Consider the following 12,934-nt stretch of genomic DNA (forward strand, 5'->3'; position numbering starts at 1 on the left):
CCCCCTGTTCCGTTCTTAGTGGTTGCGGAAGTTCTCCGGCTTTTCGCGGCGCTGTCCCATGTAGGGGTGGAACTCCCAGCCACCCTCGGCGGGGCGCAGGCCTTCAAAGTTGTTCTGCGCAGCCGCGTAGGTGGCGAGTACCGCCTGGATAGCGAGCGCGTTATGAACCTTTCCGCCCAGCACCAGCTGTACTGCCTCGGTGAGGGGCACCCAGCGGTAGGTCATTTCTGCTTCTTCATCGGTGCGTTCGCTACGTTCTTCGGCGGGCAGTTCCGAGAGGTTACGCGCCAGGTAGACGCGGCCTGCTTCGCTGGTTGCGCCGGGGCTGCTGAAGTAGTCGGTCAGTGCGTTCCAGGTTTCTGCCTGCAGGTCTGCCTCTTCGGCGAGTTCGCGCTGCGCGGCGACCAGAGGGTCTTCACCATCGATGTCGAGCAGTCCAGCGGGTACTTCCCAAAGGTTCATGCGCACCGGGTGGCGGTACTGGTTTAGCATCAGCAGTTCGTTGTTGTCGTTGAGGACCGCCACGGCGACGGCGCCGGGCATTTCCACGACGTCGCGGGTCAGCACGGTGTTTTCGTTGAGTTCGTACTCTTCAACGGTCGTTTCGATCACGTAGCCGCTGTACTTCACGGTGCGGGTGCGGATGGTGCGTTCGGAGGGTGCATCAATAATCTGCTGGTTGTTGCTCATTCTTTCATTGTAGGCGGCTTCTTAGCCCCGCTACGTTTGGCGCGTCAGGTACGGGCACGGAATAAGGCACATTCAGGTTTAAACGAAAGCATCCCGCTCACCCCTGCGGGGGTGAGCAGGATGCTGAACGTTCGTGCCTAGATGTTAGGCGCCGCGACGCTCCAGAGCAGCCTTAATCAGACCGGAGAAGAGCGGGTGCGGGCGGGTCGGACGCGAGCGGTACTCGGGGTGTGCCTGAGTTGCCACGTAGTAGGGGTGTGCCTCTGCGGGCAGTTCCACGTACTCGACCAGCGAGGAGTCCGGGGAGGTACCGGAGATGCGCAGGCCTGCTTCTTCAAGCTGCTCGCGGTACTCGTTGTTCACCTCGTAGCGGTGGCGGTGACGCTCTGCAACCTCGGTTGCGCCGTATGCCTTAGCAACCTGAGAGCCGGGAACGAGGTTTGCCTTGTACAGGCCCAGGCGCATGGTGCCGCCCAGGTCGCCTGCACCTTCGACGAACTGCTTCTGCTCTTCGATGGTTGCGATGACCGGTACGGAGGTTTCCGGATCGAACTCAGTGGAGGATGCTTCAGCCAGACCCAGTACGTTGCGTGCGTACTCGATGACCATGGACTGCAGGCCGAGGCAGATGCCCAGGGTCGGGATCTTGTGCTCGCGTGCGTACTTGAGGGCGCCGATCTTGCCGTCCAGGCCGCGGATGCCGAAACCGCCGGGCACGAGGATTGCGTCCATGTTGCGCAGCTGGTGGTCTGCATCTTCGTCGGTTGCGCACAGGTCGGCTGCAACCCACTTGATGTTGACCTTCACGTTGTTTGCGAAGCCGCCGGCACGCAGAGCCTCGGAGACGGACAGGTATGCGTCGGGCAGGTCGATGTACTTACCGACCAGGGCAACGTTGACCTCTGCTGCGGGGCGGTGCACTGCGTCGAGCAGGCGGTCCCACTGGGTGAAGTCCGGTGCGGGTGCCTCAATGCCGAAGTAGTCGAGGATGTAGTCGTCAAGCTTCTGGCTGTGCAGGGTCTTGGGGATGTCGTAGATGCTGGGTGCGTCGGCGCAGGAGATGACTGCGTCGCTGTCCACGTCGCATGCGTTACCGATCTTGGTACGGTGCGATACGGGGACCTCACGCTCACAGCGCAGAATCAGACCGTCAGGCTGGATGCCCAGGCCGCGCAGTGCTGCGACGGAGTGCTGGGTCGGCTTGGTCTTGAGCTCGCCGGAGGGGCCGATGAAGGGCACCAGGGAGACGTGCAGGAAGAAGACGTTCTTGCGGCCAACATCGCGGCGTACCTGGCGTGCTGCTTCCATAAAGGGCAGGGACTCGATATCGCCGACAGTACCACCGATTTCAGTGATGATGATGTCGGGTGCGTTGTCAATTTCCGCTGCGTGACGCATGCGGGCCTTGATTTCGTCGGTAATGTGAGGGATGACCTGGACGGTGTCGCCGAGGTATTCGCCGCGGCGTTCCTTTGCGATGACGGAGGAGTAGACCTGGCCGGTGGTCACGTTAGCGGACTGGTCGAGGTTTTCGTCCAGGAAGCGCTCGTAGTGTCCGATGTCGAGGTCGGTTTCAGCACCGTCGTCGGTGACAAAGACTTCACCGTGCTGGAAGGGGTTCATCGTACCGGGGTCGACGTTCAGGTAGGGGTCGAACTTCTGCATGGTCACAGAGAGGCCACGTGCGCGAAGAAGCTGACCGAGGGAAGAGGCCGACAGGCCCTTACCGAGAGAAGATGCAACGCCGCCGGTTACGAAAATCTGGCGGGTTACCTTGTCGTTAGAGGACGCGTTTAGAGTGTTATTTTTTTCATTCACCACGGAATTCAAGCCTACCATTTTCTTGTCTGCTATCCAAGCAGAGGGTTTTGCCGCGAGATGATTCTCTCAGGCGGCTTTCCCTCCCCTATTTGTCCTTATCACCACTGTAAACGGAGCCGGGGATTTATTATTCCCGCCGCGCCGTGTAGAAGCAGGTGTAGGAGCATTCTCAGAGTATCTCACATCCTCTGGGCTCCATGCGCCGCTGTTGGTCACCGGCACGGGCTGTACTGGCAACTTCTGAGGCACGCTCGCACGCTTCAGTCCCTTTGATGGTCTTTAGTGCGAAAGATGCTACCTTTCGGCGCTTTTGCCAGTACTTTCCCGATGCTTTTCCCGGCAGGTTTGCCGTCAGTTTCAGCGCCCCTGCGGCACTTCTCGACCGGCAGCCAGCAGCTCTCGGGCGTGCTCTCGTGCCGATTCTGATTGATCGTGTCCGGAGAGCATTCGCGCCAGTTCCACCACGCGTTCCTCCTCGGAAAGTACCTTGACCTTCGAGAGGGACGCGTCATCGTTTTTCAGCACGAGGATGTGCTGGTCCGCGAAGGCGGCAACCTGCGGCAGGTGGGTAACCACCAGAACCTGCACGTGTCGGGCGAGCATGGCAAGACGGCGACCGATTTCAATAGCTGCCTTACCGCCCACGCCGGAGTCCACCTCATCGAAGATGAAGGTGGGTACGGGGTCCACTTCGGCGAGCACTACCTCCAGGGCGAGCATCACGCGGGAGAGCTCACCGCCGGAGGCGCCCTTACCGAGCGGGCGCGGCACGGCGGTTCGGTGCGGCGCCAGCATGAAGGTCACGGTATCTCGGCCGTGCACCGAGAACTTTTCAGCTTCGGCGACCTCCACAACCAGGGAGGCGTTCGGCATGGCAAGAGCAGTGAGCTCCTCGCTGACGGCATCCGCCAGTTTCTGCGCGGCGGCACGGCGTAGGGCGGTCAGCTCTTCTGCCTGGGCGCCGAGTACCTTGCGTAGCTGTACCAGCTCGGTTTCCAGGGTTTCCTGTCGCTGCGGGTCGTCCACCAGGGTCTCGAGGCGTGCACGGGATTCTTCGGCCCATTCGAGAACCTCGGCAATATCGGCACCGTACTTGCGGGTGAGGGTCGCCAGCTGGGCGCGGCGAGTCTGCACCTGCGCCAGGCGTTCGGGACCTTCAACGTCCAGGGAGGCCATGTAGGAGGACAAATCCGAGGAGATATCGGTGGCAAGAATCAGCAGTTCGTTGACGCGCGCGGCGAGGGATGCAAGCTCTTCGTCAGCGTCTGCCTGCGCCTGTAGCGCGGAGCGGCTTGCGTCGAGCAGGCTCATGACGCTCTGCTCGTCACCGGTAGAGTATTCACTACCGCTGAGCGCTGCGGAGGTGGTTGCCGAGGCAATGCGCAGCGCTTCAACGTTCATGAGCTTCACCATTTCGGCTTTGAGCTCTTCTTCTTCCCCGACCTGCGGGTTGACGGCACTGATTTCTTCGAGGGCACCCTGCAGGGTCTGCGCTTCGAGGGCGCGTGCGCGCGAGTTTTCGCGTACTTCCTTCAGCTCTGCGGCAGCGGCGCGGTATCGCTCGTAGTTTTCGCGGTACTTCTCAAGCAGGTTGGCGAGTTCTTCACCGGCGTACAGGTCGAGGGAGTGGCGCTGCTCTGCCGCTGATTTGAGGCGCAGCTGATCGGACTGGCCGTGGACTGCAACAAGAGTCTGACCAATCTGAGACAGGGTTCCGATGGGTGCGGAGCAACCGCCAACGTGCGCGCGGGAGCGTCCCGAGGCGTTGACGGTGCGTGCCAGAAGTAGCTCGGAGGTCTGTTCGTCGATGTCTTCGGCGGTGCCGCCGGCTTCTTCGGCAAGCTCGAGGGCGCGGTGCCCATGGGGCAGGCGAATCACGGCTTCGGCGAGAGCGCTCTTGGCTCCGTTGCGCACGCTGGATGCGTCGGATCGGGCGCCCAGGAGCATGCCGAGGGCGGTGACGACCATGGTTTTACCTGCGCCGGTTTCGCCGGTCAGCACGGAGAATCCGGGTTCGAGGGGGAGCCTCGCATCGGTGATGATGCCGAGGTCTCGAATATGGATTTCCTCAATCACGAACGTTCATTCCTTTTCTTTAGTGCTTCTCGGTGTCCTGCGGGCCGCGCCAGCCACGGATCGGAAGCTCAAATTTACGCACCAGTCGCTCTGAGAAGGGAGCCGGGTGAATACGGGCGAGCAGCACCGACTTTTCGGAGCGTCGCACCTCAATGCGGGAGCCGGGGTCCAGCTCTACGGTTCGGCGGCCATCGCACCAGAGCACGCCGGAGGCGCCGTTTCCGGGCATCATTTCTACCGCCAGGGTGGAGGTCGGCGCTGCTACCAGCGGGCGTGCGAAGAGCGCGTGAGCCGAGAGCGGCACCATGAGAATGGCTTCAACTTCGGGCCAGACGACCGGGCCGCCACCGGAGAAAGCGTAGGCGGTTGAGCCGGTGGGGGTTCCCATAACCACGCCGTCGCAACCGAAGCTGCTGAGCGGGCGGCAGTCCACCTCGATAATGACTTCAATCATTTTTTCGCGGTTGCCCTTTTCGACGCTGGCTTCATTCAGCGCCCAGTCGCTGTGCACTCGCTTACCATCGTTCCAGACTTCCACGTCGATTGCCATGCGTTCTTCAACGGTGTATTCGTTGTTGACGATGCAGCGAACGGTTTCGGTCAGGTCGCTCTCTTCGGATTCTGCAAGGAAGCCGACGTGTCCCAGGTTTACACCGATGAGCGGAACGCTGGTTCGGCGCACCATTTCGGCGGCACGAAGAATCGAACCGTCACCACCGAGCACCACGCCGAGCTCAATATCGATAAGCGCCACGGATTCGTGGACGACCTGCACGGGGACGGGCTCGTCCCAGTTTTCGCTCAGGGTCTCCAGATCGGAGCGAGTCATGACGGGCGCGAGTCCCGCTTCATAGAGCTGGGTGCACGCCTGTCGGGCAGCATCTCGTGCTTCTTTACGCCCCACGTGGGCGAAGACGAGAATCTTACGGTGGCGTTGCTCCACCGAGTCTTCGGAACCATAACGATCAGACTCATGGCGTTCGGAACCATGACGCGCACCCGCAGCAGCTACCTGTGCGGTTGCTTCCTGCGGTGCGTGGCTTTCGTGTTCTGCCATAACGACTCTCTCCCATCGGGTGTTGAGATGGTGTATCTACACCTATCATACCGAATATGTTCTCGAAGATTTTCTAAAGCACCATATTTTTAGAAAATTATTTCGAATAGCGTGCAGCTGGGGTCTCTCAAAATACCTGTGAAAAATACCCCCGACTAAAATGCCCCTGAATAGCGCGGCAGCCTGAGAAAGCCTCACCCCTCAACGCGTCCTGCGTTACCGAGCGGTTTTTCTCAGACTGCCTTAGCACTATTTATTTTCGGCACTATATTTACTTTCGACACCGTATTTATTTTTTGCACCATAGGAAGTACTCTACGTTGCCGTCCTGTCCGGGGAGTGGGCTGGGTTCCATACCCATCACGCGCAATCCGTGGCTTACCGCAGACGCCTGGACTTTTTCCACTGCTTCACGGCGGGCGGATTCTTCGTGCACCACTCCCCCGCGTCCAATGCGGTGTTTGCCGACCTCGAACTGCGGCTTGACCATGAGCACCAGGTCGCCGCCGGTTTCGGTTGCGTTCGCTAGAGCCTCCATGACCAGGGTCAGCGAGATGAACGAGAGGTCAGAAACCGTCAGCTCGACCTGCCCACCAATGTCTTCGGGCGTCATGTAGCGAACGTTGAGTCCTTCGTACACGCCAACTCGCGGTTCTTCGCGTAGCGTGTCCACGAGCTGCCCGTGTCCTACGTCAACGGCGGCTACGTGGGCGGCTCCTCGACGAAGTAGCACGTCGGTAAAGCCTCCGGTGGATGCTCCCGCGTCCAGGCAGCGCTTGCCTTCCACCTTGATCTCGGGGAACGCGTCGAGGGCACCGGCGAGCTTATGGCCTGCGCGACTGACGTATTCGGTCAGCTCGCTCTGGCACACGTAGAGGGTATCCTCCGGTCCCACGAGCATGGACGCTTTGCGTGCAACCTTGCCGTTGACTTGCACGTCTCCTGCCGCAATGAGTTTTGCGGCGAGGGTTCGGGAGCTCACGAATCCGGCTTCGACCAGGTATTTATCGAGGCGCACAGTGTCCTTGTCTTCTTTCTCTCGTCTGGTGACGGGTTATCTAGTGCTCCTCAGAGCATTGCTGTTCTGAGGGTTCACCGCCGCGAACTAGGAGAGGTTTTCGAGGTCCTTCTCCAGCTGCTCACTCATCGTTTCGAGGCGCTTGACGCGCTCTACGGGGTCCATGGCGAGGGTCGCCGCCAGCTGACGCTCGAATTCTGCGTCAAGCTCAGCGTTTTCCTCTGCCGTGTTGTTAGTCTCCGGTTCTTTAGGCACCGGGAATCCCCTGGATGTTGGGGCGTGCACCCTGTTCGGGGTTTGCTGCCCACCATGCCGCGCAGGCTACACGCCATGCTTCGGCTTCGCTCTCGCTGCCCGCGAATGCTTCGACATCTTCAATCTCGGGGCCGGTCAGGCTGAGGTTTTCACCGCGAACTCGTGCCTGCCAGGTGGGGCCGGTTGCGATGACTTCGTACCCTTCGTAGAGCACCTCAATGTCGGGGTAGGGTGCGAAGAAGTCCTCGAGGGTGCGCAGAATATAGGTCGGACGCTGGTTCGGCACGGCCTCGATGACATCCTGGTAGGTCTGTACGCCGGTGAGGACGAGGGCGCCGTCCATCTTTGCGTTGTTGGCGCCGAGAATATCGGTGTCCAGGCGGTCGCCCACGATGACGGGGCGGCTGGAGTTTACAGCCTGCGCTGCGGTGTGGAAGATGGGCGCTTCGGGCTTGCCCGCGACGAGCGGGGTGCGGCGGGTTGCGCTTGCCACGGCTGCTACGAGGGTGCCGTTACCGGGTGCCTGGCCTCGTTCCTTGGGGATGCTCTGGTCGGTGTTGGTTGCAATCCAGAGGATGTCGGGGTTTGCGAGGGTGTAGGCGGCTTCCGCGAGGTCTTCCCAGCCGATCTTGGGGTCGAATCCCTGAATGACGGCTACGGGGCCTTCTTCTTCCTTGCGGACGGTTTCGAGGCCTACTGCACGAACGCAGTCGGCAAGTGCTTCGGTGCCGGTGATGAGTACCTTGGAGCCTGCGGGTACATGCTGTGCGAGCAGTGCGGCACCTGCCTGTGCGGAGCTGACGACTCGTTCTGCTCGGGTGTGCACGCCCAGTTCACGCAGGTGCTCTGCTACGGATTCTACGGAGCGCGATGCGTTGTTGGTGACGAAGATGACCGGTACGTTGAGTTCTTCTTCGGCGCGGTTGAGCGCTTCGGGTGCCCCTTCGATGGCGAAGGGACCCGCGTAGACCACGCCGTCTAGATCGGAGAGGAGGGCATCGTAGCGGGATAGGAGTGCGTTCGTGGTCATAGAGTGTTCCTCTCGGGGGCTCTGGCGGTTGTCGCTATTAATCGTACCTGTTAGACACTCTAGCGTTGGTGCCTTCGGGCGATTATATAGAAAACCGCTGAACGCTCTCCCCTGCTTGGGTGTGGCGTCCAGCGGTTTCACGCTGACACTTAGGTCACGTATTTAGAATTCTTAGATTCTCTGCAGTCTTATTCTGCGGAGGTTTCTTCTGCTTCTTCAGTCTTGGGAGCTTCGGTCTTCTCGTCCTCAGTTGCTTCTTCCTGAGCTTCGTTTGCTTCCTCTTCAGCGGAAGCTTCTGCGGTCTCTTCAGCTTCTTCTGCAGTCTCAGCGAGTTCTACAGACTTCTCTTCCTGTTCGAAGAGGCCTGCTTCACCGAACATGTCGAAGATTTCGGGTTCTGCGAAGTTGCCCTGGCCCAGTGCTGCTTCTGCCATAAAGGCGAGGCGTGCCCAGCGTTCTGCTTCCTGGTTACGGCCTGCGTTAGCCAGCGCGTCGGAGTATGCGCTGAACAGGCGGGGGCTGTACTCAAAGGCACGCTTGGGGTTCAGCTGAGGAATCTGCAGCGCTACGACAGCTTCAGACTTCTTGCCCTGATCACTGAGGATGCCGGATTCAACGATGGCGAGCTCTACGCGCACGTTAGCAGGCAGTTCTTCTTTCTTGAATTCTGCAATCATTTCCATTGCCTTGGGCAGACGGCCGAGCGCGCGTTCGCAGTCCACCAGCAGTGCCAGGTGGTCTACGGAGCCGCTAATACGGCGGTGGGTGCGCAGTTCACGCAGTGCCAGTTCGAAGTCTTCTGCCACGTATGCGGCGACGCCAACGGCTTCGCGTACTGCGGCGATACGGCCTGCGCTGCGGGATGCAGCAACGGCGTGTTCCAGCGCGAATTCGGGGTCGATGTCGAGGTAGCGACCAGCCATGGCGAGGTGCTTTGCGACGGTTTCTGCGTTGCGAGGTTCCAGGGCGCGCAGCTGACGGAAGGTCGCGCCGTCCAGCTCGCGACCGGTGATGTCATCGTCAATTTCCGGCGCCTTGGGCTTTGCGGGGCGATAGCCTGCACGGCCACCGATGCTGCGTACTTCTTCGCGAGGTGCTTCTGCCTCGGGACCGTTGGAGCGAGGTGCCTTGGATCGGGAGTCGGAGCGACGGCCGTCGAACTTCTTGCCTCCGCGGTCGTTACGCTTGAAACCGCCCTTGCCGCCAAAGTTCTTGCCGCCCTTCTTGGAGCGGAAGTCCTTTCCTCCGCTGTTCTTGCGGTGCTGGCGGGGGCCGGAGCCGTTAGACTCGTGACGGGGGGTCTCAGACATGAATCTCCTTGGGAGGTATCCGCCAGTGTGGGCGGGTAGGGTATGCAGTCGATTCGGACGAACCGCTGCCTGAGGCATCAACTCTATGAGGGGTGCTTAGATACACCCGCTAATGCCTAAACATAAGCCATACCATTCTAGTATAGAGAGCACCTTCCGTGCACCCGTACTGATGGGATGTTAAAGACAAATGGGGAGGCCTAACGACCTCCCCAAACAAAAATAGCCCCGGCGAAGCCGGGGCTATTGAATAATAAAGCGGCAATAACCTACTCTCCCACACCCACAAAAGTGCAGTACCATCGGCGCAAAGAGTCTTAGCTTCTGGGTTCGGAATGGAACCAGGCGTTTCCCTCTTGCTATAATCACCGCAAACCTACGGGATTGTTATCCAAAAACCATACAGTGAACGCAAACAACAAACATCTCGAAAAAGTAAGCCTTCGGCCTATTAGTACCAGTCAACTCCACGAGTCTTCAGTCCCCGCTTCCATACCCGGCCTATCAACCTCATCATCTATAAGGAGCCTCACACACCAAAAGTGCCAGGAAATCTCATCTCGAAACAGGCTTCCCGCTTAGATGCTTTCAGCGGTTATCCCTCCCGAACGTAGCCAATCAGCCATGCACCTGGCGGTACAACTGACATACCAGAGGTTCGTCCGTCCCGGTCCTCTCGTACTAAGGACAGCCTTTCTCAAATTTCCAACGCGCGCAGCGGATAGGGACCGAACTGTCTCACGACGTTCTGAACCCAGCTCGCGTACCGCTTTAATGGGCGAACAGCCCAACCCTTGGGACCGACTCCAGCCCCAGGATGCGACGAGCCGACATCGAGGTGCCAAACCATGCCGTCGATATGGACTCTTGGGCAAGATCAGCCTGTTATCCCCGAGGTACCTTTTATCCGTTGAGCGACGGCCGTTCCACAACGTACCGCCGGATCACTAGTCCCGACTTTCGTCCCTGCTCGACCTGCCAGTCTCACAGTCAAGCTCCCTTGTGCACTTACACTCAACACCTGATTGCCAACCAGGCTGAGGGAACCTTTGGGCGCCTCCGTTACACTTTAGGAGGCAACCGCCCCAGTTAAACTACCCATCAGGCACTGTCCCTGAACCAGATCATGGCCCGAAGTTAGACATCCAGATTGACCAGAGTGGTATTTCAACAACGACTCCACACAAACTAGCGTCCATGCTTCACAGTCTCCCACCTATCCTACACAAGCCAAACCAAACACCAATACCAAACTATAGTAAAGGTCACGGGGTCTTTCCGTCCTGCTGCGCGAAACGAGCATCTTTACTCGTACTGCAATTTCGCCGAGTTCATGGTTGAGACAGTAGGGAAGTCGTTACTCCATTCGTGCAGGTCGGAACTTACCCGACAAGGAATTTCGCTACCTTAGGATGGTTATAGTTACCACCGCCGTTTACTGGGGCTTAAATTCTCAGCTTCGCCCAAAAAAGGCTAACCAATCCTCTTAACCTTCCAGCACCGGGCAGGAGTCAGTCCGTATACATCGTCTTACGACTTCGCACGGACCTGTGTTTTTGATAAACAGTCGCTTCCCCCTGGTCTCTGCGACCCATACACGCTCCAGGCAGCAAATGCCCATCACGCTCAAGGTCCCCCTTCTCCCGAAGTTACGGGGGCATTTTGCCGAGTTCCTTAACCATGATTCTCTCGATCGCCTTAGTATTCTCTACCTGATCACCTGTGTCGGTTTAGGGTACGGGCGGCTAAAACCTCACGCCGATGCTTTTCTCGGCAGCATAGGATCACCAAATCCCCCAAAAACGGGGTCCCATCACGTCTCAGGCACACAGCCGGCGCATTTAACAACCGACAACCCTACACGCTTAGACCACGACAACCATCGCGTGGCTTGGCTACCTTCCTGCGTCACACCTGTTAACACGTTTACCTCCAAAGATCGGGTCCCACAACCCACACAACACACAAACAAAAGCCTGCACATCATGCTTCGCATGGTTAGCATCACAATATCAGTATGGGCGGTTTTTCACCGGTACGGGAATATCAACCCGTTATCCATCGACTACGCCTGTCGGCCTCGCCTTAGGCCCCGACTAACCCAGGGCAGATTAACTTGACCCTGGAACCCTTGATCATCCGGCGGATGAGTTTCTCACTCATCTTTCGCTACTCATGCCTGCATTCTCACTCGCATAGCCTCCACCACTGGTTTACACCGCAGCTTCACCGGCCACACGACGCTCCCCTACCCAACAACCCCAAAGGGTCATTGCCACAACTTCGGCGGTGTACTTGAGCCCCGCTACATTATCGGCGCAGAATCACTTGACCAGTGAGCTGTTACGCACTCTTTCAAGGATGGCTGCTTCTAAGCCAACCTCCTGGTTGTCTAAGCAACTCCACATCCTTTCCCACTTAGCACACGCTTAGGGGCCTTAGTTGGTGGTCTGGGCTGTTTCCCTCTCGACAATGAAGCTTATCCCCCACTGTCTCACTGCTACGCTCTCACTTACCGGCATTCGGAGTTTAGCTGACGTCAGTAACCCGTGAAGGCCCATCGGCCATCCAGTAGCTCTACCTCCGGCAAGAAACACGTAACGCTGCACCTAAATGCATTTCGGGGAGAACCAGCTATCACAGAGTTTGATTGGCCTTTCACCCCTATCCACAGCTCATCCCCTCCATTTTCAACTGAAGTGGGTTCGGTCCTCCACGACGTCTTACCGTCGCTTCAACCTGGCCATGGATAGATCACTCCGCTTCGGGTCTAGGTCATGCCACTCAAACGCCCTATTCAGACTCGCTTTCGCTACGGATACCCCACACGGGTTAACCTCGCGACATAACACTAACTCGCAGGCTCATTCTTCAAAAGGCACGCTGTCACCCCAAAAGGCTCCAACGGCTTGTAAGCACACGGTTTCAGGTACTATTTCACTCCCCTCCCGGGGTACTTTTCACCATTCCCTCACGGTACTGATTCACTATCGGTCACTAAGAAGTATTTAGACTTACCAGGTGGTCCTGGCAGATTCACACGAGATTCCACGAGCCCCGTGCTACTCGGGTGGCCACACCACGGACAGAACAATTTCGATTACGGGACTCTCACCCTCTACGGCCGACCATTCCAAGTCGTTCACCTACCATCCTGAACATCATGCCGGCAGCCAGTTAGAACTGCCACTGTGACTCCCACAACCCCCATGATGCAACGCCTAACCGCTATCACACACCACAGGTTTAGTCTCTTCCGCTTTCGCTCGCCACTACTCACAGAATCATTACTTTATTTTCTCTTCCTGCGGGTACTGAGATGTTTCACTTCCCCGCGTTCCCCCCAACCAGCCTATACATTCAGCTGGCGGTAACTCACCATGAAGATGAGCCAGGTTTCCCCATTCGGAAATCCTCGGATCACAGCCCAGTTATCGGCTCCCCGAGGCTTATCGCAGATTCACACGTCCTTCATCGGCTCTTAATGCCAAGGCATCCACCGTGTGCCCTTAATAACTTACACACAATCAAGAAAAATAAGAATCTAAAATCAACAATCAAACCAACACCAAAGCATTGATTCAACGCAAATTCCAGAAGATGCTCGCGTCCACTATATAGTTCTCAAACAACAACCCACAACACAACAACAACACAAACAAAAACACTTGCATCAT

The 12,934-nt window shown here is 58.1% G+C and carries 8 protein-coding genes and 2 rRNA genes; all 10 read right to left on the reverse strand.

Translation table 11 applies throughout. The features are described from left to right. Positions 1-15: 15 nt before the first annotated feature. On the reverse strand, positions 16-690 hold the full coding sequence (locus LPB405_RS01965; RefSeq protein WP_219101730.1) for an NUDIX domain-containing protein: 675 nt from the start codon (positions 688-690) through the stop codon (positions 16-18). 144 nt (positions 691-834) lie between these two features. Next, a complete protein-coding gene (locus LPB405_RS01970) occupies positions 835-2,529 on the reverse strand; it encodes a CTP synthase (RefSeq protein WP_257604951.1) in 1,695 nt (564 codons plus the stop codon). 339 nt (positions 2,530-2,868) lie between these two features. Next, positions 2,869-4,587: a DNA repair protein RecN gene (gene recN / locus LPB405_RS01975; RefSeq protein ID WP_219101731.1), complete on the reverse strand. Its 1,719-nt coding sequence runs from the start codon at positions 4,585-4,587 to the stop codon at positions 2,869-2,871. Positions 4,588-4,606: 19 nt separating this feature from the next. Further along, the gene (locus LPB405_RS01980; protein WP_219101732.1) at positions 4,607-5,644 is read right to left on the reverse strand and encodes an NAD kinase; all 1,038 of its coding nucleotides are present in this window, start codon (positions 5,642-5,644) and stop codon (positions 4,607-4,609) included. Between the two features lie 289 nt (positions 5,645-5,933). Then, positions 5,934-6,662, reverse strand: coding sequence for a TlyA family RNA methyltransferase (locus tag LPB405_RS01985; protein WP_219101733.1), 729 nt, complete (start codon positions 6,660-6,662; stop codon positions 5,934-5,936). 87 nt (positions 6,663-6,749) lie between these two features. Beyond that, complete coding sequence (locus LPB405_RS01990) at positions 6,750-6,917, reverse strand: GTPase (RefSeq protein WP_219101734.1); 168 nt, start codon at positions 6,915-6,917, stop codon at positions 6,750-6,752. Next, complete coding sequence (locus LPB405_RS01995; RefSeq protein ID WP_219101735.1) at positions 6,910-7,947, reverse strand: HAD-IIA family hydrolase; 1,038 nt, start codon at positions 7,945-7,947, stop codon at positions 6,910-6,912. The genes LPB405_RS01990 and LPB405_RS01995 overlap by 8 nt, the downstream gene beginning before the upstream one ends. A 188-nt stretch (positions 7,948-8,135) precedes the next feature. Next, on the reverse strand, positions 8,136-9,257 hold the full coding sequence (locus LPB405_RS02000; RefSeq protein ID WP_219101736.1) for a hypothetical protein: 1,122 nt from the start codon (positions 9,255-9,257) through the stop codon (positions 8,136-8,138). Between the two features lie 256 nt (positions 9,258-9,513). After that, a 5S ribosomal RNA gene (gene rrf, locus LPB405_RS02005) occupies positions 9,514-9,630 on the reverse strand. A 58-nt stretch (positions 9,631-9,688) separates the two neighbouring features. Continuing rightward, positions 9,689-12,780, reverse strand: a 23S ribosomal RNA gene (locus LPB405_RS02010). Positions 12,781-12,934: the final 154 nt, after the last annotated feature.

The sequence above is a fragment of the Rothia mucilaginosa genome (assembly GCF_019334805.1).
GTDB lineage: Bacteria > Actinomycetota > Actinomycetes > Actinomycetales > Micrococcaceae > Rothia > Rothia mucilaginosa_C.

What these genes read in the sequence shown, in the direction of transcription:
- LPB405_RS01965 (WP_219101730.1), bottom strand. Translation starts at nt 690, where the DNA reads ATGAGCAACAACCAGCAGATTATTGATGCACCCTCCGAACGCACCATC.
- LPB405_RS01970 (WP_257604951.1), bottom strand. Translation starts at nt 2,529, where the DNA reads ATGGTAGGCTTGAATTCCGTGGTGAATGAAAAAAATAACACTCTAAAC.
- LPB405_RS01980 (WP_219101732.1), bottom strand. Translation starts at nt 5,644, where the DNA reads ATGGCAGAACACGAAAGCCACGCACCGCAGGAAGCAACCGCACAGGTA.
- LPB405_RS01995 (WP_219101735.1), bottom strand. Translation starts at nt 7,947, where the DNA reads ATGACCACGAACGCACTCCTATCCCGCTACGATGCCCTCCTCTCCGAT.
- LPB405_RS02000 (WP_219101736.1), bottom strand. Translation starts at nt 9,257, where the DNA reads ATGTCTGAGACCCCCCGTCACGAGTCTAACGGCTCCGGCCCCCGCCAG.